This is a genomic window from Sphingomonas hominis, from assembly GCF_013328205.1.
In the GTDB taxonomy this organism is placed as follows: Bacteria; Pseudomonadota; Alphaproteobacteria; order Sphingomonadales; family Sphingomonadaceae; genus Sphingomonas; species Sphingomonas hominis.
This window is the reverse complement of the sequence record NZ_JABULH010000002.1, coordinates 243,064-262,019: the sequence shown is the minus strand read 5'-3', so window position 1 is coordinate 262,019 and position 18,956 is coordinate 243,064. Positions and strand designations below refer to the sequence as shown.

At 69.1% G+C, this 18,956-nt stretch carries 24 protein-coding genes; 18 read left to right on the top strand and 6 right to left on the bottom strand.

Going from position 1 to position 18,956, the window contains the following annotated elements:
* Positions 1-300 precede the first annotated feature (300 nt).
* The gene (locus HRV97_RS06350) at positions 301-783 is read right to left on the bottom strand and encodes an SspB family protein (RefSeq protein WP_174193131.1); all 483 of its coding nucleotides are present in this window, start codon (positions 781-783) and stop codon (positions 301-303) included.
* A 91-nt stretch (positions 784-874) separates the two neighbouring features.
* Here HRV97_RS06350 and hisB point away from each other — a divergent pair, with 91 nt between their 5' ends.
* The 9 genes from hisB (at position 875) to HRV97_RS06305 (ending at position 6,531) form a co-directional block, all read left to right on the top strand.
* Positions 875-1,462, top strand: a complete 588-nt coding sequence (gene hisB, locus HRV97_RS06345; RefSeq protein WP_174193129.1) for an imidazoleglycerol-phosphate dehydratase HisB — start codon at positions 875-877, stop codon at positions 1,460-1,462.
* A complete protein-coding gene (locus HRV97_RS06340; protein WP_174193127.1) occupies positions 1,459-1,743 on the top strand; it encodes a YciI family protein in 285 nt (94 codons plus the stop codon). The genes hisB and HRV97_RS06340 overlap by 4 nt, the downstream gene beginning before the upstream one ends.
* Before the next feature lie 10 nt (positions 1,744-1,753).
* On the top strand, positions 1,754-2,365 hold the full coding sequence (hisH, locus tag HRV97_RS06335; RefSeq protein WP_174193125.1) for an imidazole glycerol phosphate synthase subunit HisH: 612 nt from the start codon (positions 1,754-1,756) through the stop codon (positions 2,363-2,365).
* Complete coding sequence (gene hisA / locus HRV97_RS06330) at positions 2,362-3,096, top strand: 1-(5-phosphoribosyl)-5-[(5-phosphoribosylamino)methylideneamino]imidazole-4-carboxamide isomerase (protein ID WP_174193123.1); 735 nt, start codon at positions 2,362-2,364, stop codon at positions 3,094-3,096. The genes hisH and hisA overlap by 4 nt, the downstream gene beginning before the upstream one ends.
* Entirely contained in the window at positions 3,093-3,854 is a 762-nt protein-coding gene (gene hisF / locus HRV97_RS06325; protein ID WP_174193121.1) for an imidazole glycerol phosphate synthase subunit HisF, read from the top strand. The genes hisA and hisF overlap by 4 nt, the downstream gene beginning before the upstream one ends.
* 68 nt (positions 3,855-3,922) lie before the next feature.
* Entirely contained in the window at positions 3,923-4,114 is a 192-nt protein-coding gene (locus HRV97_RS06320) for a hypothetical protein (RefSeq protein WP_174193119.1), read from the top strand.
* A gap of 32 nt (positions 4,115-4,146) precedes the next feature.
* Entirely contained in the window at positions 4,147-4,494 is a 348-nt protein-coding gene (locus tag HRV97_RS06315; RefSeq protein WP_174193117.1) for a phosphoribosyl-ATP diphosphatase, read from the top strand.
* A 21-nt stretch (positions 4,495-4,515) separates the two neighbouring features.
* Entirely contained in the window at positions 4,516-4,908 is a 393-nt protein-coding gene (locus tag HRV97_RS06310) for an HIT domain-containing protein (protein ID WP_174193115.1), read from the top strand.
* A 78-nt stretch (positions 4,909-4,986) separates the two neighbouring features.
* Positions 4,987-6,531, top strand: a complete 1,545-nt coding sequence (locus tag HRV97_RS06305; protein WP_174193113.1) for an amino acid permease — start codon at positions 4,987-4,989, stop codon at positions 6,529-6,531.
* Positions 6,532-6,589: 58 nt separating this feature from the next.
* Here HRV97_RS06305 and mscL read toward each other — a convergent pair whose 3' ends face one another.
* Entirely contained in the window at positions 6,590-7,057 is a 468-nt protein-coding gene (gene mscL / locus HRV97_RS06300; RefSeq protein WP_174193111.1) for a large conductance mechanosensitive channel protein MscL, read from the bottom strand.
* 107 nt (positions 7,058-7,164) lie between these two features.
* Here mscL and HRV97_RS06295 point away from each other — a divergent pair, with 107 nt between their 5' ends.
* Genes HRV97_RS06295 through HRV97_RS06280 form a run of 4 tightly spaced genes read left to right on the top strand, consistent with a single transcriptional unit; the run spans position 7,165 to position 9,818 of the window.
* Positions 7,165-7,752, top strand: coding sequence for a LemA family protein (locus tag HRV97_RS06295; RefSeq protein ID WP_174193109.1), 588 nt, complete (start codon positions 7,165-7,167; stop codon positions 7,750-7,752).
* 7 nt (positions 7,753-7,759) lie between these two features.
* Positions 7,760-8,608 carry a TPM domain-containing protein gene (locus HRV97_RS06290; protein WP_174193107.1) on the top strand — a complete coding sequence of 283 codons (849 nt, stop codon included), beginning with the start codon at positions 7,760-7,762 and terminating at the stop codon, positions 8,606-8,608.
* Entirely contained in the window at positions 8,608-9,276 is a 669-nt protein-coding gene (locus HRV97_RS06285) for a TPM domain-containing protein (RefSeq protein WP_174193105.1), read from the top strand. The genes HRV97_RS06290 and HRV97_RS06285 overlap by 1 nt, the downstream gene beginning before the upstream one ends.
* A complete protein-coding gene (locus HRV97_RS06280; protein WP_174193103.1) occupies positions 9,273-9,818 on the top strand; it encodes an NUDIX hydrolase in 546 nt (181 codons plus the stop codon). The genes HRV97_RS06285 and HRV97_RS06280 overlap by 4 nt, the downstream gene beginning before the upstream one ends.
* 23 nt (positions 9,819-9,841) lie before the next feature.
* On the opposite strand, the gene HRV97_RS06275 is transcribed toward HRV97_RS06280, so the two are convergent.
* Genes HRV97_RS06275 through HRV97_RS06260 form a run of 4 tightly spaced genes read right to left on the bottom strand, consistent with a single transcriptional unit; the run spans position 9,842 to position 14,137 of the window.
* On the bottom strand, positions 9,842-10,381 hold the full coding sequence (locus tag HRV97_RS06275; protein WP_174193101.1) for a PH domain-containing protein: 540 nt from the start codon (positions 10,379-10,381) through the stop codon (positions 9,842-9,844).
* Positions 10,381-10,662 carry an ETC complex I subunit gene (locus HRV97_RS06270; protein WP_174193099.1) on the bottom strand — a complete coding sequence of 94 codons (282 nt, stop codon included), beginning with the start codon at positions 10,660-10,662 and terminating at the stop codon, positions 10,381-10,383. The genes HRV97_RS06275 and HRV97_RS06270 overlap by 1 nt, the downstream gene beginning before the upstream one ends.
* A gap of 39 nt (positions 10,663-10,701) precedes the next feature.
* Positions 10,702-13,128 carry an ATP-dependent helicase HrpB gene (gene hrpB / locus HRV97_RS06265; protein ID WP_174193097.1) on the bottom strand — a complete coding sequence of 809 codons (2,427 nt, stop codon included), beginning with the start codon at positions 13,126-13,128 and terminating at the stop codon, positions 10,702-10,704.
* Positions 13,129-13,141: 13 nt separating this feature from the next.
* Positions 13,142-14,137 (bottom strand): adenosine kinase, encoded by a 996-nt coding sequence (locus HRV97_RS06260; protein ID WP_174193094.1) that lies wholly within the window; start codon positions 14,135-14,137, stop codon positions 13,142-13,144.
* Between the two features lie 282 nt (positions 14,138-14,419).
* Here HRV97_RS06260 and HRV97_RS06255 point away from each other — a divergent pair, with 282 nt between their 5' ends.
* The 5 genes from HRV97_RS06255 (at position 14,420) to HRV97_RS06235 (ending at position 18,920) form a co-directional block, all read left to right on the top strand.
* Positions 14,420-15,088 (top strand): EI24 domain-containing protein, encoded by a 669-nt coding sequence (locus HRV97_RS06255; RefSeq protein WP_174193092.1) that lies wholly within the window; start codon positions 14,420-14,422, stop codon positions 15,086-15,088.
* Complete coding sequence (locus HRV97_RS06250; RefSeq protein ID WP_174193091.1) at positions 15,085-15,438, top strand: hypothetical protein; 354 nt, start codon at positions 15,085-15,087, stop codon at positions 15,436-15,438. The genes HRV97_RS06255 and HRV97_RS06250 overlap by 4 nt, the downstream gene beginning before the upstream one ends.
* A gap of 58 nt (positions 15,439-15,496) precedes the next feature.
* A complete protein-coding gene (locus HRV97_RS06245) occupies positions 15,497-16,408 on the top strand; it encodes an ATP-binding cassette domain-containing protein (RefSeq protein ID WP_174193090.1) in 912 nt (303 codons plus the stop codon).
* Positions 16,405-17,619: an ABC transporter permease gene (locus HRV97_RS06240; RefSeq protein ID WP_174193089.1), complete on the top strand. Its 1,215-nt coding sequence runs from the start codon at positions 16,405-16,407 to the stop codon at positions 17,617-17,619. The genes HRV97_RS06245 and HRV97_RS06240 overlap by 4 nt, the downstream gene beginning before the upstream one ends.
* 62 nt (positions 17,620-17,681) lie before the next feature.
* Positions 17,682-18,920, top strand: a complete 1,239-nt coding sequence (locus HRV97_RS06235; protein WP_174193088.1) for a cytochrome P450 — start codon at positions 17,682-17,684, stop codon at positions 18,918-18,920.
* Positions 18,921-18,956 lie beyond the last annotated feature (36 nt).

The window sequence follows — 18,956 nt, the reverse complement described above, 5'->3', positions numbered from 1 at the left end:
CTACAGATGCGCGAACGGCTACCCACGGGAGGCACCCGCTCTTTCACATCGCGATCAAGCCCCCCACCGTCATCCCGGGCTTGACCCGGGATCCCGCTGCCTTCGCGCCAACCGATAAGAAGCGGGACCCCGGATCAAGTCCGGGGTGACAAAAGTAGGAATTTACACCCGCGCGAAGCTGCGCGTTGGTGTGACCTTAGTGTGACCTTCCAACCGCGCACGCACCACCACGCAACGGCACCACGCCGCGCATTGGCGTGACCTTCGCGTGACCTTCCGCCCCGCGACCCGCGGCACACGTCACTTCTTGCGCTTGAAATCCACCGCGACGACGTTGGAGCCGTCCTGCTGCTCCGCGCTCGGCGTGCCGTCGTTCTCGGCCGGATCGTGGCCGCCGGGGCCGTCGCCCGGCCCCTCCTGCGCCTGGAAGCGCAGCTCGAAATTGACCGCCGGATCATGGAAGCCGGTGATCGCCGAATAAGGAATGACCAGCTTCGACGGCACCTGGTTGAACGACAAACCGACCGAAAACTTCTGCTGGTCCACCACCAGATCCCAGAACCGGTTCTGGAGCACGATCGTCATCTCGTCGGGAAAGCGCTCGATCAGCCGCTGCGGGATGTCGACGCCCGGCGCGTGCGTTTTGAAGGTGATGTAGAAATGGTGCTCGCCGGGCAGCCCGCCCGACTCGGCCACGGTGTTGAGCACGCGGCCCACCACCGCGCGCAGGGCTTCCTGCACGATCTCGTCGTACGGTATCAGGCTATCGGGCATGTCGCTCATCGCGGGCCATGGGTAGCGCCGTCGCGGGCCCGGTCAAGAGCGCGGCTGGTCAAGGTTGCTTGGCGCGGCGCGCGCGTTAAGGAGTGCCGCCATGCGGACCGCGACCATCAAGCGCTCGACCAGCGAGACCAGCATCGAGGTTTCCGTCAACCTCGACGGCACCGGCGTGTACGATGTGGCGACCGGCGTCGGCTTCTTCGACCACATGCTCGAACAGCTCTCGCGCCACTCGCTGATCGACCTGACCGTGAGGACGCAGGGCGACCTCCACATCGACGCGCACCACACGGTGGAGGACACCGCGCTCGCGCTCGGGGCGGCGGTGGCGCAGGCGCTCGGCGACAAGCGCGGCATCCGTCGCTACGGCGATGCGCTGTCGCCGATGGACGAGGTGCTGACCCGCGTCGCGCTCGACATCTCGGGCCGTCCGTGGCTGGTGTGGCGCGCGCCGTTCAGCCAGCCGAGCCTCGGCACGATGGACACCGAGCTGTTCGAGCATTTCTTCCACTCGTTCGCGCAGACCGCGGGCATCACGCTCCACGTCGAGCTGCTCCACGGCCACAACAATCACCATATTGCAGAGAGCGCGTTCAAGGGCCTGGCGCGCGCACTGCGCACCGCGACCGAGGTCGACCCGCGCAAGGCGGACGCGATCCCCTCCACGAAGGGCGTGCTGTGATCGTGATCGAACTCAGCTACGTCGTGCCGACCGAGCAGATCGACGCGCACCGCGGACCGCACCTCGACTGGCTGCGCGAGGCGGTGGCGAGCGGACGGCTGCTGTTCGCCGGGCGACAAGTGCCGCTGACCGGCGGGATGATCGCCGCGCGCGGTACCCGCGCCGAGGTGGAAGCCTGGGCGGCGACCGACCCGTTCGCGCTTCATGGCCTCGCCGAATATCGCTTTATCGAAGTTGCGCCCTCGGTGCTCGCGCCGGGCCTTGAGGCGCTGGCGCAATGAAGGCGCCGGCATGACGCTCGCGCTGATCGATTACGGCGCGGGCAACCTCCACTCGGTCGAGAATGCGCTGCGCGCGGCAGGCTGCGTGGACCTGACGGTCACCGCCGACGCCGACGTGGTCGCGCGCGCCGACCGCATCGTGTTGCCCGGCGTCGGCGCATTCGGGTCGTGCGCGCACGCGCTGCGCAGCGTGCCCGGGATGGTCGAGGCGCTGGAACAGCGCGTGCGTCATGAAGGCACACCGTTTCTCGGCATCTGCGTCGGGATGCAGTTGATGGCGGAAGCGGGCGAGGAGCTCGGCACCCACGCCGGCCTGGGCTGGGTCCGCGGTCGCGTGCGGCTGATCGACGCCGCCGGCACCGATGCCAAGGTGCCGCACATGGGGTGGAACGACGTCGTGCCGACGCGCCCCCACCCGCTGATTGTACCGGGCGAAGCGTACTTCCTGCACAGCTTCGCCTTCCAGGGCGAAGACGCCGACGTCGTCGCCACCACCGACCATGCCGGCCCGGTCACCGCCGCGGTCGCGCGCGACAACATGGTCGGCGTGCAATTCCACCCCGAGAAGAGCCAGCATTACGGGCTGGCGCTGCTCGACCGTTTTCTGAAGTGGCGTCCATGAGCCTTATCGTTTTCCCCGCCATTGACCTGAAAGCCGGTCAGGTCGTCCGCTTGGCCGAAGGCGACATGGCGCGCGCCACCGTCTACGGCGACGACCCCGCGGCGCAGGCCGCCAAGTTCGCCGACGCGGGCGCGCAGCACCTCCACGTTGTCGACCTCGACGGCGCCTTTGCCGGTGAAAGCGTCAACGGCGACGCGGTGCGCAGCATCGTCTCGACCTTCCCCGGCCACGTCCAACTCGGCGGCGGCATCCGCACCCCCGAGGCGGTCGCGGCGTGGTTCGACCTTGGCGTGTCGCGCGTCGTGATCGGCACCGCCGCGCTCGAGAATCCCGAGTTCGTTCGCGACATGGCGCGCGACTATCCCGGCGGCATCGTCGTCGCGGTCGATGCGAAGGACGGCATGGTAGCGACGAAAGGCTGGGCCGACGTGTCGACCGTCTCGGCGACCGACCTCGCGCGCCGGTTCGAGGATGCGGGCGTCGCCGCGGTCCTGTTCACCGACGTCGGGCGCGACGGCATGCTCAAGGGCTGCAACGTCGAGGCGACCGTCGACCTCGCCCGCGCGGTCGACATTCCCGTTATCGCATCGGGCGGCGTGAAAGGCATCGGCGACATCCACGTCCTCGCACTCCACGTGCGCGACGGCGTCGAAGGCGTCATCACCGGCCGCGCGCTCTACGACGGGCGGCTCGAACTCGCCGCCGCCCTAAGCGTCGCCGCCGCCGCATGACCGTCCGCGCCCGCGTCATCCCCTGCCTCGACGTCGCGAACGGCCGCGTGGTCAAGGGCGTCAACTTCGTCGATCTGATCGACGCTGGCGATCCGGTGGAACAGGCGCGCGCCTATGACGCGGCCGGCGCGGACGAGCTGTGCTTCCTCGACATCACCGCCAGCCACGAGGCGCGCGGCACGATCCTCGACGTGGTCAGCCGCACCGCCGCGGTCTGCTTCATGCCGCTGACGGTCGGCGGAGGCGTGCGCACCGCGGACGACGCGCGCGCGCTGCTGCTTGCCGGAGCCGACAAGGTGGCGGTCAACTCCGCCGCCGTGTCACGACCCGAGGTCGTCGCCGACATCGCCGAGCGGTTCGGCGCGCAATGCTGCGTCGCCAGCATCGACGCGCGCCGCGTCGACGGCGGCTGGGAGGTATTCACCCACGGCGGGCGCCGCGCGACCGGCATCGACGCGGTCGCACACGCGCTGCGCCTCGCCGAGCTGGGCGCGGGCGAGTTGCTCGTCACCTCGATGGACCGCGACGGCACCCGCGGTGGCTACGACCTCGACCTCGTGCGCGCGATCGCCGACCGAACGAGCGTGCCGGTGGTCGCCTCGGGCGGGGTCGGCACGCTCGACGATCTCGTCGCGGGGGTTACCCAGGGCCATGCCTCGGCGGTGCTCGCCGCCTCGATCTTCCACTTCGGCGAGGCGACGATCGCCGACGCGCACGCAGCACTCGCTGCCGCAGGCGTCGTGGTGCGATCGCACTGACACGGGTCCCGCTTGCGCATACCCGGTGCCAACCTTCTGGTGACGAAGGCGTGCTAGGAGCGCCAGCGATGATCAAACATCCCCTCGCCTGCCTGCTGCTCGCCCTACCGCTGCTGCTCGCGGCGAACGGACACGATGGGCAACCGCACCAGCGCACCGCACCCGAGCTGTCAGACGTGGCGTTGTTCGTGTTCGCGGTCGTTGCGGTGTGGCTCACCCGCCGCGCGTTGAGGAAACGTGCCGCGTCGCGGAAGGATTGACCGGAGCGCCTGCGCGGGGCACCGCGCGCCGCATGGCCGACGACATCCTCGATCGCCTCCAGGCGACGATCGCTGAGCGAAAAAGCGCCGACGCAGGCGCCTCCTATACCGCATCCTTGTTCCAGAAAGGCCGCGCCCGCATCGCGCAGAAGCTAGGCGAGGAAGCTACCGAGACGATCATCGCCGCGATGGGCGACAATCCGCACGCGATCGTGCCGGAGGCAGCCGACCTCCTCTACCACCTGCTCGTGCTGCTCGCCGACGCTGGCCTCAGCCTGGGCGACGTGCGGATGGAACTCGCCAAGCGCGAAGGGCTAGGCGGGCTGGACGAGAAGGCCGCGCGCACGCCCGCCGGGCTCCCGCTGTCGTTCCGCCCCTGACCTGACGAGAGGAGTTGCATCATGACCGTCGACGCGACCCAACCTTACGACGACACCAACATCTTTGCGCGGCTGCTGCGAGGCGAGATCCCGTCGTCGCGCGTGTACGAGGACGATTACGCGGTCGTGTTCCGCGACATCGCGCCTTGGGCACCGACGCACCTGCTCGCGGTGCCGCGCGGGGCTTACGTCAGTTGGGACGATTTCAGCGAACGTGCGTCGGACGCGGAGATCGCCGGCTTCACCCGCGCAATCGGCCATGTCGCGCGCGAGGCGGGGCTGGTCGCGGGCGGCTATCGCCTGATCGCCAACATCGGGCGGGATGCCCATGCGGAGGTGCCGCACCTTCACGTCCACATCCTCGCCGGTCGCGCGCTCGGCCCGATGCTGGTCGAGAACGACAGCCAGCGTTAACGCCGCGCTATTGCCACCGCGGGAGAGGTCGCTAGGCTCCCCGCTTTCGAGGTCCCGCCGGGAGGGGATTAGCATTTCATGATTTTCGAACGCATCAAACCATTGGACGCCATTCTGGCGACGGCGGAGGAGAAGTCGCTCAGCCGTACGCTGGGTTGGTTCCAGCTCATGCTGTTCGGCATCGGCTGCGTGATCGGCGGCGGCATCTTCGTGCTGACGGCGGTTGGCGCGCAGAAGGCGGGACCGGGGCTGATGCTCGCCTTCGCAATCGCGGGCGCGATCTGCATTGTGGCGGCGCTCTGCTACGCCGAGATCGCGGCGATGATCCCGGTCGCGGGCAGCGCCTATACCTACAGCTACACGACGATCGGTGAAACGGTCGCCTGGACGGTCGGCTGGGCGCTGATCCTCGAATATGCGGTCGCGGCGAGCGCGGTGGCGGTCAGTTGGTCGGGTTATTTCAACGGCACGATCCTGCAGCAATTCCTCGGCATCCATTTGCCTGCCTGGGCGAGCGCGGGACCGCTCGCACTCGGCGGTGCGCCGGGTGGCCTGGTCAACCTGCCCGCGGTGTTCATCTCGCTGCTGATGACGTGGCTGCTGATGGTGGGCACCTCGGAGAGCGCGAAGGTCAACGCGATCCTGGTCGCGATCAAGGTCGTTGCGCTGGTCATCTTCTGCACGCTGACGCTGCCGAAGATCGACACCGCCAATTACAGTCCATTCCTGCCCGCGGGCGTGTTCGGCGGGCTCGGCACCGGGGTGGGTGCCGTCGGCGCGGCGGCGACGATCTTCTTCGCTTATGTCGGTTTCGACGCGGTCTCGACCGCGGCGGAGGAGACCAAGAACCCGCAGCGCAACGTGCCGATCGGGCTGATCGGATCGCTGCTGATCTGCACCGTCTTCTATATCGTCGTGTCGGCGGGCGCGATCGGCGCGATCGGCGGCCAGCCGGTGATGAACGCGCTAACCAACATGCCGCTCGAGGCCGGCTCGCCCGAACTCGCACGTCAGTGCGCGCTGCCGCAATATCGCGACGCTTTGGTCTGCTCGAACGAGGCGCTGGCGCACGTGCTGCGCGTGATCGGCTTCGGCTCGATCGGCAATCTGCTCGGCATCGCGGCCAATATCGCGCTGCCCTCGGTGATCCTGATTCTACTGTTCGGGCAAACGCGCATCTTCTTCGTGATGAGCCGCGACGGCCTCCTGCCCGAGGTACTGAGCCGCGTTCACCCCAAGTGGAAGACGCCGCATATCGTGACGGCGCTGACCGGCATCGCGGTCGCGATCGCGGCGGCGTTCCTGCCCGTCGGACAGCTCGCGGATTGGGCCAATGCGGGCACGCTCTACGCCTTCATGATGGTCGCGATCAACGTGATGCTGCTTCGTCGGCAGCAGCCGAATGCCAAGCGCTCGTTCCGCACCCCCGCCTTGTGGCTGGTCGGGCCGCTGACGATCGCGGGCTGCATCTTTCTGTTCGTCAACCTGCCGTGGCAGGCGATGCTAGTGTTCTTCGTCTGGGGCGCGATCGGGCTGGTCGTTTATTACGCCTACAGCCGCAAGACGAGCCACCTGGGTCGCGGGGTCGTCGTCACGCACGAGGCGACTGCGGGCGGCCACTGATACGCCGCCGAAGCTTCGACGACGGGGCCGGGGGAGCGATCCTCCGGCCCTTCGTCTATCAGGCGACCGGCGGAATGGTGCCGCGCGCCTTCAACTCGTCGCGGATCTCGCGCAACAGCACGACCTCGGCCGGATCGGCCGCGGGCTCCGCCTGCCCGCTCGCCTTTTCATGCTCCAGCCGCGCGATCAGCTTGTTCACGCTGCGCATCATCAGGAACACGATGAAGGCGAGAATGACGAAGTTGATCACGACCGTCACGAACTCGCCGTAACCGAACAGCGGCACCCCCGCCGCCTTCAACTGCGCGTAGCTGTCGGGTGAGCCTTTGTAGGTCGCCGGAACTGGTCCGAGCCGCACGAAATAGCTCGAAAAGTCGAACCCGCCAAAAATTGCGCCGACCACCGGCATGATGATGTCGTCGGTCAACGACTTGGTGATGGTCGCGAACGCGCCACCGATGATGACCCCGACCGCGAGGTCGAGCACGTTGCCGCGCGCGATGAACGTACGAAAATCCTTGAGCATCGCTTGTCACTCCCTGCCTATACGCCCAGCCGCCACCGTTCCCCTCTTCGCGTGGCGGATCAAGTGTTCTATGCCGCTGACACAGACTTGGTGGAGACCGTTCGACGATGACCAACCGTGCCGTTGCCGCCGCGCTGATCGCGCTTCCGCTCGCCGCGTGCGGGCTCAACAGCGTGCCGACCGCGGAGGAAACCGCCAAGGCGCGCTGGGCCGACGTGCAGAACGAATATCAGCGCCGCGCCGACCTGATCCCCAACCTGGTCGCGACCGTGAAAGGTTATGCCAAGCAGGAATCGGACGTGCTGACCCGCGTGACCGAGGCGCGCGCCAATGCCGGCCGCGTCCAACTGTCGGGCGACGATTTGACCGACCCGGCCAAGGTACAACAATTCGCCAATGCGCAGAACGGGCTGAGCGTCGCGCTCAACCAGCTGCGCCCGTTGCAGGAGGCCTATCCCGACCTCAAGAGCAACGCCAATTTCATGGCATTGCAATCGCAACTGGAGGGGACGGAGAACCGCATCACGATCGCGCGGCGCGACTATAACGGCGCGGTGCAGGATTATAACACGCGCATCCGCACCTTCCCCGACGCGGTCGGCGCAAAGGTGTTCTACGGCGCGAAGCCGATGGTGCCGTTCCAGGCGACCACGCCCAACGCGCAGACCGCGCCAACGGTGAACTTCGGCGCCTGACGCGGCGATGACGCGCCTGTTCCGCTCGCTCCTCACGCTGCTGCTGGTCGCGCTCGCGTGGCCGGCGGCAGCGCAGACCTTTCCCAAGCTGACCGGCCGTGTCGTCGATGCGGCGCACCTGCTCTCGCCCGAGCAGGTGCAGCAACTGACGCAATTGAGCGCCGGGGTGGAGCAGGCGTCGACGCGGCAGCTCGTCGTCGCGACGACCCCCGACCTGCAAGGCTATGCAATCGAGGATTACGGCTATCGCCTCGGCCGCGCCTGGGGGCTGGGGCAGAAGGACGCCAACAACGGCGTGATCCTGCTGGTCGCGCCCAAGGAGCGCAAGGTCAGGATCGAGGTCGGTTACGGGCTGGAGCCGATTGTCACCGACGCGCTATCGAGCGTGATCATCAACCAGACGATCCTGCCGCGCTTCCGCGACGGCGACATGGCGGGTGGCATCGTCGCGGGCGCGAGTGCGATCGCCGAGCAGTTGAAGCTGCCGTTGGAGGCTGCCGAGCAACGCGCCAAGGCTGCGGCCGCCAAGCGTACCGGCGCGGGCGGTGACGATCGCAGCCTGCTGATCGCGGGCTTCTGGATCATGGTGGTGCTGTTCTTCGTCGTACCGTCGATCTTCCGGCGTGCGGGAGGCCGGCGCTTTCGCGGCGACGACGATGACGACAGTGGCAGCGGAGGCGGCGGCAGGCGCCGTTCGCGCCGAGGCGGCTTCGTGCCCCCGGTCGTGATCTGGGGTCCTGGGCTCGGCGGTGGCGGCGGCTGGGGTGGCGGTAGCGGTGGCTTCGGCGGTGGCAGTGGCGGCTTCTCGGGTGGCGGCGGGTCGTTCGGCGGCGGCGGCGCGAGCGGGAGCTGGTGATGGCGCACCCCACGCTGACCAAGGCCGAACACGAGGCCATCGCGGCAGCCGTCATCGCGGCGGAGGCGACCACCAACGGCGAGATCGTGACGATCGTCGCGCGCCGGTCGGACGCCTATCACGATGTCGCGCTCCACTTTGCGCTGGCCGCGGTGCTGGCGGTGACGGCGGCGGGTGCGATCCGGCCCGACTGGCTGACGCCGTTCGACAACGGCTGGGAACATGAGGCGGGCGTCGCCGCGACGCTGTTCACGCTGCTGATCGCGCAGACCATCGCCTTCCTCGCCGTGCGCCTGCTGCTCGCGTGGCGACCGCTGCGGCTCGCGTTGACGCCCGCCGCGACCAAGGCGCGCCGTGTGCGCCGTCGCGCGCTCGACGCCTTCCGCGTCGGCACCGAGCGGCGCACCGCGGGGCACGAGGGCGTGTTGCTCTACCTCTCGCTCGACGAACGCCGCGCGGAGATCGTCGCCGACGCGGCGGTCCACGCGCAGGTCGCGCCCGAGCGCTGGGGCGCGACGATGGCGACGCTGGTAGCCGCGATCCGCGCGAACCGCATCGCAGACGGGCTGGTCGGCGCCGTCGCGGCGATCGGCGCGATCCTGGCGCAGGTGCTGCCAAAGACTGCTGACAACCGCAACGAACTGCCGGATCGGGTGATCGAATTATGAGCGCTGACGAGATGAACCAAGCCGTCGAGGTGATGTGGGAAGGCCGCTTCATCCGCGCGGTACGCCGCGGGCGGTGGGAATATGTCGGTCGCCGCGGCGGGATCGAGGCGGCGGTGATCCTCGCCATCACGCCCGCGAACGAGGTCATCCTGGTGGAGCAGTTCCGCGTGCCGCTCGGCCGCCGCAGCCTCGAACTGCCCGCCGGACTGGTTGGCGACGAACCAGAGCACGCGGGCGCCGAGGGCGAAGGCGTCGCCAGCGCCGCCGCGCGCGAATTGGAGGAGGAAACCGGCTACCGCGCCGGTGCAATCGAAGAGCTCGGCTTCTTCTACGCCTCGCCCGGCATGACCAGCGAAGGCTTCACGCTGGTCCGCGCGCATGACGTCGAGAAGGTGGGCGACGGCGGCGGTGTCGTGGGAGAAGACATCGAGGTTATCCTCGTGCCCCGCGCCGAGCTTCCTGCCTTCGTCGCTGCCAAGCGCGCCGCCGGTGTCGCGATCGACGTCAAGTTGCTGCTGCTGCTCGCCGACGCGCTGCTGTAGCGCGCCGACCCAAGCACCCCAACCTAGTCGCGGGCGGCGAGCGCGAGCTCAAACACGCGGGCAGCGTCGCGCAGCATCGCGAACTGGGGTGTCGGATCGAGCGCAGGCACCCAGAAGCTCATCCCGCTGGTACCGAAGCCGAGCAGCGGGGCGGCGGGTCCGAAGCGCAATGTGCCGAGCCCGCCTGGTTCGCTCGACAGGTGCAGGTCGGCGACGGCGCGTAGATCGACCGAAGAATGCCGCGACATGGCGCCCGTCCGGACGATCAACGCGCGTCGGTCCGTCAACGTGTAGGTCGTGCGTGCGCGCAGCAGGGCGTCGACCACGAACCGGCCGATCAGGAAGAAGACGTCGACGAGCAGAAAACCCAGACCGAACAGGCGAAACGGCAGCGGCGCATGGCCGCGCGCGACGCCGATGTTCCAGAAGATGGCGAACCCGACCCAAACCAGGCTGGATGGGATGAGCAGCAGATCGCGCCGCGCCAGTCTCAGCCCCCGCTCCGGCACACCGTGCCACAGCACGCGCTCGCCCGGCCTGAGCGCCGGGGCGGCCGCGTGCATCAGCGGAAGTTGTCGGCGTAACTCTGGAGCTTGAGCTTCTTGGTCGGCGTCGGGATCACCGTATAGGCGATACCCTGTTCCTCGGCATAGGCGACCGCAGCGTCGCAGGTGGGAAAGTTGAGCTTGATCTGGTCACGCACGTCGCCGCTGCCCGCCCAGCCGGTCAGCGGGTCGGCACGCTTCGGCTCGGCAGGCTCATACTCGAGCACCCAATGCGACGTGGCGAAGCGCCCGGACTGCATGGCGTTCTTAGGGCGCTGGTAGATGCGGGCGTTGGCCATTGGAAAACTCTCGAACCGGTCTGATGCTTTACAGATGCTCTAGCGCGCGCCGGCGTTCCGCGCATCCGCCTTTTTGGTCCGCAGGGTCGCGGCGGCAGCAGCAGGATCGTCGGGCCAGGGGTGCTTGGGATAACGCCCGCGCATCTCCTTCGCGACGGCCACCCACGATCCGCGCCAGAAGCCGGGCAGATCGCGCGTCGTCTGGATCGGGCGGCCGGCGGGCGAGGTGAGCGACAGGACGAGCGGTACGCGGCGCTCGCCGACAACCGGGTGCTCGGCGAGCCCGAACAGCGACTGGACGCGCAGGGTTACGGTCGGGCCTGCTTCGGCGGCATAGTCGATCGCGTGGGTGCTGCCCGCGGGCGTGGTGAAGTCGGCGGGGGCGAGCCGGTCGATCTGGCGCTGCGCATCCCAGCCGATCAGGTTCCTGAGCGCGTCGGTGAGCGCCCCCGGCGGGATCGCGTCGAGCCGGCGGCGTCCAGTGAGCAGCACGGGCAGCCAGTCGTCGAGGCGTTCGATCAGCGTTGCGTCGTCGAGCGCCACACCGGCAAAGGCCGCGCGCTGGCGCAGCGCGGTCGCGCCCTCGCCCCACGGCAGCAGCGCGACACCGTGGGTGCGCACGCCCTCCACCAGCGCGTCGGCAATCACCTGGCTGTCGGCGCGCGTATCGGGGCCCGACGACAGCCGGATCGCGCCGAGCCGCCGCTCGCGGATCGGCTGCACGCCGCCAGTCGCAGGGTCGAATGTGGCGGTTCGCACCGTCTCGATCCGGTCGGCGAACAGCGTCTCGACCTCGGCGAACGTCAGCGGCGCGGCGGACAGGATGCGCGCGCCCGCTGCCGACCCTTGCGTTTCCGCCACCGCGAGCCATTCGGCGCGCGCGAGCGACGCGGTCGCGTCGAGCCGGAAACCGCGCCCGCCGACCGACGCCCAGCGCTCGCCGCTCGCGTCGCGGCGGCGCGAGACGCGGTCGGGGAAACCCAGCGCCAGCGTCGCGCCGATGCTCGCCTCACCTTCCCCCTTTCCCGCCGAGGTCGCCCAGCGCGTCGCGAGCTTGCGCGCTCCTTCCGCCTTCTGCCCGCGCTCGCTGCGCCAGCGCCGCAGCCGCACCTCCAGATCAGCGTCGGGACCGCCGAGCCCACGCTCCTGCAACAGCACCGCGATCTCGGCGGCGAGCCGCCTGTCGGGCGCGGCGAGCAGCATGTGCGCGAGCCGCGGCGCCATTGGCATCGCCGCGATCTGCCGGCCGTGCGGCGTCGGACGCCCGTCCTCACCCAGCGCGCCCAGCGTCGTCAGCCGAGCCCGTGCCTCTTGGATCGCAGCCTCGGGCGGCGGATCGATCCAGCGCAGGTCGCGCGGGTCGGCGACGCCCCAGATCGCGGTGGCGAGCAGCAGTGCCGACAGATCGGCCTCGAGGATCTCGGGCGGATCGAAGCGCGGCATCCCCGCGGTCGCCGCTTCCTCCCACAAGCGGTAGGCGACCCCCCGCTCCTGCCGCGCCGCACGCCCCGCGCGCTGTGTCGCCGCTGCCTGGCTCTCGCGCTCGGTCACCAGCCGCGTCATCCCCGCCGCACGGTCGTAACGCGGGCGGCGCGCGAGCCCGGAATCAACCACGACGCGGATGCCGTCGAGCGTCAGGCTCGTCTCCGCGATCGAGGTCGCGAGCACCAGCTTGCGTGCGCCATCCGGCTCGGCACGGATCGCAGCGCGCTGTGCCGCAGGGTCGAGACTGCCGTGCAGGCGGTGGAGCCTGACGCCCGGCACGTCCCCGAGCGCCGTTGCAGTGCGCTCGATCTCGGCGACGCCGGGCAGAAAGGCGAGCACACCGCCCTCCTCCTCCGCCAACGCTTGTCGGATTGCCCCGGCCATCGCCTGCTCGATCCGCACCTCGCCCGCGCGACCGACGTGGCGCAGCGTCAGCGGATAGCTGCGGCCTTCGCTCTCGATGACGGGCGCGTCATCCATCAACGCGGCAAAGCGCGCGCCGTCGAGCGTCGCTGACATAGCGACCACCCGCAGGTCGGGACGCAACCCGGCTTGCGCGTCGAGCGCGAGCGCGAGGCCGAAATCGCCCTCCAGGCTGCGCTCGTGCACCTCGTCGAACAGTATGGCCGAGACGCCCGACAGTTCGGGGTCGGCCTGCAACCGCGCGGTCAGGATGCCCTCGGTCACGACCGTCACCCGCGTCGCCGCCGACCGCTTGCTGTCGAGCCGCGTCGCGTAACCGAACGTGCGCCCCACCACTTCGTCCGCCAGCACCGCCATCCGCTCGGCCGCGGCGCGCGCCGCCAGGCGACGGGGGGAAGTGACCAGCACCTCGCCGGTGCGCCATGGCTCCGCCAACAGCGCGGGCGCGACCGCCGTTGTCTTGCCCGCCCCCGGTGGTGCCACCAGCACCGCCGACGAGCCGCGACGCAGCCCGGCGAGCAGATCGGGCAAAACAGCGTGGATCGGCAGCGCCGTCACCGGCGTAGTCCGGTCAAAGCGCCTGCCGCGCGAGCTCCTTCAGGTCGGCGATCGGCCGCGCGCCGAAGTGGCTGATGACCTCCGCCGCGCACACCGCGCCGAGCGTCAGCGACTGCTCGAGCGTCTGCCCGCGCGCCTGACCGTGGAGGAACCCGGCGGCGAACAGATCGCCCGCACCCGTGGTGTCGACCACCGCCTCGATCGGCTGCGCGGGCACCGTCACGCGCTCGGTCCCCGCCTGCGCCAGCGCGCCGCGCTCGCTCAGCGTCACGACGACGAGCGGCACCTTGCCCGACACGGCAGCGATCGCCGAGTCGACGTCCGCGGCCTGCGTCAGGAACACGATCTCCGCCTCGTTGGCGAACAGCACATCGATCAGGCCCTGATCGATCAGCTCCTGGAACGCGGCGCGGTGGCGATCGATCACGAACTCCGCCGACAGCGTGAAGGCGACCTTGCGACCCGCCTTGCGCGCGATGTCGATCGCGGCGCGCATCGCCGCGCGCGGCTCCTCCGGGTCCCACAGGTAACCTTCGAGGTACAGGTAGCGCGCATCCTCGATCAGCCTGGCGTCGATCGACTCGGCGGGCAGATAGTGCGACGCGCCGAGGAAGGTGTTCATCGTGCGCTGCCCGTCGGGCGTCACGAAGATCAGGCAGCGCCCCGTGGTCGGCTGGCCCGCGCGCGCCGACACATCGAAGCGGATGCCCGCGGCGTGGATGTCGTGCGCGAACACCTCACCCAATTGATCGTCGGCGACCTGCCCGATGAAGGCGCACTCGCTGCCGAGTGCCGCCATTCCCGCGATCGTGTTGGCGGCCGAGCCACCCGATACTTCCTGTCCCGGGCCCATCTTGGCGTAGAGCGCGTCGGCTTCCTCGGGCGAGAACATCAGCGCCATCGCGCCCTTGGTCATGCCGTTCTCGGCGACGAAGCCGTCGGTCGCGGGCGAGAGGACGTCGACGATGGCGTTGCCGATCGCGACCACGTCGTAACGGGGTTCGGTCAAGTGGATGCTCCAACAGGGCGCGGCAGGAAGGATCGCTCGCGCAGATGGCGTTCGCGGTAGCCAACGCGCCCGCCCGTCGCAACCGTCGATGCCGCCGGCAGGACGCAACCTCCCGTCAGCCCGGCCTTGAGTCGGGGTCCCGCTTCTCCTCGACGCCCGACCATTAGCAGGACCCCGGATCAAATCTGGGGCGACGGGTTCCTTGAACGCTTGAAAGCTATCCTCCCTCGCCGCCGTCCATGTACCGTTGACGCGCGCACCCCGGCCCGCGATCCTTGCGTCATGGTCCGCGCGCTGCTGCTCTCGCTCGCCCAACTCGGCGATCCCGCGATCCGGCGCGTGCTCGCCAAGTCGCTGGGCGTGACGCTCGCGATCTTTGCCGCGTTAGGCGCGGCGATCTGGTGGGGGCTCGATGCGGCGCTAGCGGGATGGCGCTACCAGGGCGCGCTGGCGGGCGTGGCGGCGAGCGTCGCGACATTGCTCGCATTGTGGCTGCTGTTCCGCGCGGTGGCGGTGCTGGTGGTGGGGATGTTGGCGGATGACGTGGTCGCCGCGGTCGAGCGGCGGCATTATCCGGCGGCGCTGGCGAGCGCGCGTGCGGTCCCGGTGCACCGGTCGATGCGGATGGGGCTTTGGTCGGCGGCGCGGTTCCTGCTGGTCAACCTCGTCATGACGCCGGTCTATCTCGCGCTCCTGGTGACCGGCATCGGTACCGCCGCGGCGTTCTTCGTGGTCAACGCGTGGCTGCTCGGGCGTGACCTGACCGACATGGTGGCGAGCCGGCATCTGCCGGGTGCGGCGATGCGCGACTGGCGCACGGCGAATGCCGGCGGGCGCTTCGTGCTGGGGCTTGCGGGAACGGGGCTGTTCGTGGTTCCGGTGGTTAACCTGCTCGCCCCCGTGCTCGGCGCGGCGATGGCGACCCATCTGTTCCACAGGACGCGACCATGATCCGCCGCTTCTTCCCGCTCCTGCCCGCCGCCCTCGCCGCCTGCGGTCCGCAAGGATTGCCCCCGCCGCCCGCGCTCAGCAGCGCGCCGTCACAGGCGAACCTGCCCGTCATCGGGCAGGATGCCGCGGGACTGGTACGATTGTTCGGCAACCCCGACGCCGACGTGCGCGAAGGCACCGCGCGCAAGCTCCAGTTCGAGAGCGCGATCTGCGTGCTCGACGCCTATCTCTACCCGAAAGGCAGCGGCGACCAGCGCGTGACCTGGGTCGACGCGCGCCAGCGCGACGGCAGCCCGATCGACCGTGCGAGCTGCATCGCCGCCCTCTCCCGCCGCGACGGCGGCAAGTAGCGCTTCCGGCCGGCGCGACGGCGCGCTACCACGAAGCCCGAACGGCGGGGGCAGAAGCGTGGATTGGGCGATCACCGCCGAAGGATTGGTCAAGCGCTTCGGCGATCGCCGCGTGGTCGACGGCGTCGACCTGACCGTGCCCGCGGGTAGCATCTACGGCGTGCTCGGGCCGAACGGCGCGGGCAAGACGACGACGCTGCGCATGCTGCTCGGCATCATCGAACCCGATGAGGGGCACCGCACGCTGCTCGGCCATGCGCAGCCGCAGGACGCGAGCGACCAGATCGGCTACCTGCCCGAGGAACGCGGGCTCTACCCAGCGATGAAGGCGCGCGAGGCGATCGCGTTCATGGGGGCGCTACGCGGGCTCGACTGGCGCACCGGTCGCGCGCGTGCGGGCGAGATGCTCGAGGTCGCCGGGCTCGGCCACGCCGCCGACGAGAAGATCCGCAAATTGTCGAAGGGCATGGCGCAACTCGTCCAGCTGCTCGGCTCGGTCGTCCACCAGCCCGATCTGATCGTGCTCGACGAACCCTTCTCCGGGCTCGATCCCGTCAACCAGGAACGGCTCGAACGATTGATCCTGGCCGAACGTGATCGCGGCGCGACGATCCTGTTCTCTACTCACATCATGGCGCATGCGCAGCGGCTGTGTGACCGGCTCGCGGTGATCGCGGGCGGCAAGCGGCGGTTTGAAGGCACCGTCGAGGAAGCGCGCGCACTGCTGCCGCAGCAGGTCCATTACGTGCCGCATCATCCCGGCCCCGACATCGCCCGCGCCCTGCCCGCCGACGCGCGCGCCGATGGCGAAGGCTGGCGCTTTACGCTGCCGGCGGATGGGATCGAGCAGACGCTCAAGCATCTGATCGACGCCGGGCACGGCATCTCGGGCCTGTCGATCGAGCGTCCTGGGCTCCACGAAGCGTTCGTCCGCATCGTCGGTGCCGACGCGGCGGAGGCGGCACGATGAGCAGATTTCGACGCCAGCTGCGCCAGACGCTGACGATCGCGCGGCGCGACTTCATTGCCACCGTGTTCACACCGATCTTTCTGCTGTTCCTGTTCGCGCCGCTGATCATGAGCTCGTTCGGCGCGATCGGCGGATTGGGCGCGGCGAATGCGGCGGACGGGTCGTCCGACAAGCAGCGCATGGTGCTGGTGATGCCGGTCGCCGAGGCACGGCTGGTGCGCACCGCCGACGAGCAACTGCGCGCGACCTTCCCGCGCGATGCCGCCCCGCCGACGATCGTCGTGGTAACCGACCCGGTCGAACCCCGCGGCCAGTTGGAGCGCCGCGACTTCGACGTGTCGGCGGTGATGCAGGGACCGCTCGACCGCCCCACGATCCTCTACGCCGCGAACAACCGCCGCGACGCGCGCTATCTGTCCGCGCTCGCCGATGTCGCGCTGCGCCGCCACGCGACCGGCGACGCGCGCATCTCCACGCCGACGATCGAGCAGGTGCGCGTCTCCTCGCCCTCGCTCGGCGGGCGCAAGACCAGCGCCTTCTTCGCGGTATTCGGTATCTTCTTCCTCACGCTGTTCCTCTCGGGCCAGGTCGTCGGCACGATGGCGGAGGAGCGCAACAACAAGGTGATCGAGGTGCTCGCCGCCGCGGTGCCGCTCGAGTCGGTGTTTTTGGGCAAGCTGCTCGGCATGTTCGGCGTCGCCGTGTTGTTCGTCGCCTTCTGGGGCACGGTCGTCAGCCAGATCGGGCAGTTCCTGCCAGCCGACCTGGGCGCACAGGCCGCGCAGCTGGTCCCCGCGGTTGGGCTCGGCTGGTTCGCCGTCCTGTTCGCGGCCTATTTCACCACCTCCTATCTGCTGCTCGGCGCGGTGTTCTTAGGGGTAGGTGCGCAAGCGTCGACGATGCGCGAGATCCAGATGCTGTCGCTGCCGATCACGGTCATCCAGGTCGGTATGTTCGGGCTCGCCTCCGCCGCCGCATCGCGCCCGGGCACGTGGATTGCGACCGTGGCCGAGCTGTTCCCGCTCTCCTCGCCATTCGCGATGGCGGGGCACGCCGCGAACCGGTCCGAGCTGTGGCCGCACGCCGCGGCGCTCGCGTGGCAGTTGTTGTGGGTCACGATCTTCATCACCATCGGCGCGCGGCTGTTCCGGCGCGGCGTGCTGCAATCGGCCAGCAGCAAGCCTGCGTGGCGGCGGCTGTTCGGCAGGTGACGAAACGCTGTTGACATGCGTGTCAGTTAGGTTTTCTCTCGCAACGAAATAGGAGAGACCCGATGGCCACGCTGTTGAGAGAGGCTGCACCCGCGATCGACCCGTTCGACGTGAGCCGGCCCGAGCTGTACCGCGACGACACCTGGGGCGAGCCGTTCCGTCGGCTCCGCGCCGAGGCACCGGTGCACAAGGTCGAGCATTCCGAGTTCGGCCCCTATTGGTCGGTGTCGACCTACAAGCCGATCGTCGAGGTCGAGTCGCTGCCGGACCTCTACTCGTCCGAGGTCGGCGGCTTCACCATCGCGCCGTTCGCACCCGAGGGCAGCGAAGTGCGCATGCCAATGTTCATCGGCCGCGACCGCCCGATCCACACCGGGCAGCGGCGCACGGTCGCCCCCGCCTTCACGCCGAGCGAGATGGTGCGGATGACCGGCGACATCCGCCGCCGCACCGCCGAGATCCTCGATGCGCTGCCCTACGGCGAGCAATTCGACTGGGTCGACCGCGTCTCGATTGAGCTGACGACGCAGATGCTCGCGATCCTGTTCGACTTTCCCTGGGCCGACCGGCGCAAGCTGACCGAATGGTCCGACTGGGCCGGCGACATCGAAATCATCAAGAACGAGGCCCTGCGCGAGCAGCGGTTGGGCAAGATCTACGAGATGGGCGCCTATTTCCAGGGACTGTGGAACGCCAAGATCAATGCCGAGCCGACTCCCGACCTGATCAGCATGATGATCCATTCCGACGCGATGGGGCAGATGGATGCCAATGAGTTCATGGGCAATCTCATCCTGCTGATCGTCGGCGGCAACGACACCACGCGCAACACGATGAGCGGGCTCGTCTACGCGCTCGACAAATTCCCCGAGGAACGCGCCAAGCTGGAGGCCGACACGGGCCTGATCGGCAACGCGACCAGCGAGATCATCCGCTGGCAGACCCCGCTCGCGCACATGGGCCGCACCGCGACTGACGACACCGAACTCCACGGTCAGCGGATCGCCGTGGGGGACAAGGTGGTGATGTGGTACATCTCCGCCAACCGCGACGAGAGCGTTTTCGGCGACAATGCCGACGCGTTCCAGGTCGATCGCCCGAACGCGCGACGGCACCTCGCCTTCGGGCACGGCATCCATCGCTGCGTCGGCGCACGGCTCGCCGAGTTGCAAGTGTCGATCCTGCTCGAGGAGATGGCGGCCAGGCGGATGCGCGTGAACGTCGTCGGCGAGCCCGCGCGCGTCGCCGCCTGCTTCGTCCACGGCTATCGCTCGCTGCCGGTCGAACTCTCGCGCTATTGAGGGCTTGAGCCGACGCCGCTTACGGCTACCATCGCC

Excerpts from the sequence above, each read along its gene's own strand:
- hisF (WP_174193121.1), top strand. The coding sequence starts at position 3,093 with ATGACCGTCCGCGCCCGCGTCATCCCCTGCCTCGACGTCGCGAACGGC.
- hisB (WP_174193129.1), top strand. The coding sequence starts at position 875 with ATGCGGACCGCGACCATCAAGCGCTCGACCAGCGAGACCAGCATCGAG.
- HRV97_RS06235 (WP_174193088.1), top strand. The coding sequence starts at position 17,682 with ATGGCCACGCTGTTGAGAGAGGCTGCACCCGCGATCGACCCGTTCGAC.
- HRV97_RS06250 (WP_174193091.1), top strand. The coding sequence starts at position 15,085 with ATGATCCGCCGCTTCTTCCCGCTCCTGCCCGCCGCCCTCGCCGCCTGC.
- HRV97_RS06310 (WP_174193115.1), top strand. The coding sequence starts at position 4,516 with ATGACCGTCGACGCGACCCAACCTTACGACGACACCAACATCTTTGCG.
- HRV97_RS06240 (WP_174193089.1), top strand. The coding sequence starts at position 16,405 with ATGAGCAGATTTCGACGCCAGCTGCGCCAGACGCTGACGATCGCGCGG.
- HRV97_RS06270 (WP_174193099.1), bottom strand. The coding sequence starts at position 10,662 with ATGGCCAACGCCCGCATCTACCAGCGCCCTAAGAACGCCATGCAGTCC.
- HRV97_RS06285 (WP_174193105.1), top strand. The coding sequence starts at position 8,608 with ATGGCGCACCCCACGCTGACCAAGGCCGAACACGAGGCCATCGCGGCA.
- HRV97_RS06275 (WP_174193101.1), bottom strand. The coding sequence starts at position 10,381 with ATGCACGCGGCCGCCCCGGCGCTCAGGCCGGGCGAGCGCGTGCTGTGG.
- HRV97_RS06315 (WP_174193117.1), top strand. The coding sequence starts at position 4,147 with ATGGCCGACGACATCCTCGATCGCCTCCAGGCGACGATCGCTGAGCGA.
- HRV97_RS06305 (WP_174193113.1), top strand. The coding sequence starts at position 4,987 with ATGATTTTCGAACGCATCAAACCATTGGACGCCATTCTGGCGACGGCG.
- HRV97_RS06255 (WP_174193092.1), top strand. The coding sequence starts at position 14,420 with ATGGTCCGCGCGCTGCTGCTCTCGCTCGCCCAACTCGGCGATCCCGCG.
- HRV97_RS06290 (WP_174193107.1), top strand. The coding sequence starts at position 7,760 with ATGACGCGCCTGTTCCGCTCGCTCCTCACGCTGCTGCTGGTCGCGCTC.
- hisH (WP_174193125.1), top strand. The coding sequence starts at position 1,754 with ATGACGCTCGCGCTGATCGATTACGGCGCGGGCAACCTCCACTCGGTC.
- HRV97_RS06280 (WP_174193103.1), top strand. The coding sequence starts at position 9,273 with ATGAGCGCTGACGAGATGAACCAAGCCGTCGAGGTGATGTGGGAAGGC.
- HRV97_RS06320 (WP_174193119.1), top strand. The coding sequence starts at position 3,923 with ATGATCAAACATCCCCTCGCCTGCCTGCTGCTCGCCCTACCGCTGCTG.
- mscL (WP_174193111.1), bottom strand. The coding sequence starts at position 7,057 with ATGCTCAAGGATTTTCGTACGTTCATCGCGCGCGGCAACGTGCTCGAC.
- hisA (WP_174193123.1), top strand. The coding sequence starts at position 2,362 with ATGAGCCTTATCGTTTTCCCCGCCATTGACCTGAAAGCCGGTCAGGTC.
- HRV97_RS06350 (WP_174193131.1), bottom strand. The coding sequence starts at position 783 with ATGAGCGACATGCCCGATAGCCTGATACCGTACGACGAGATCGTGCAG.
- HRV97_RS06295 (WP_174193109.1), top strand. The coding sequence starts at position 7,165 with ATGACCAACCGTGCCGTTGCCGCCGCGCTGATCGCGCTTCCGCTCGCC.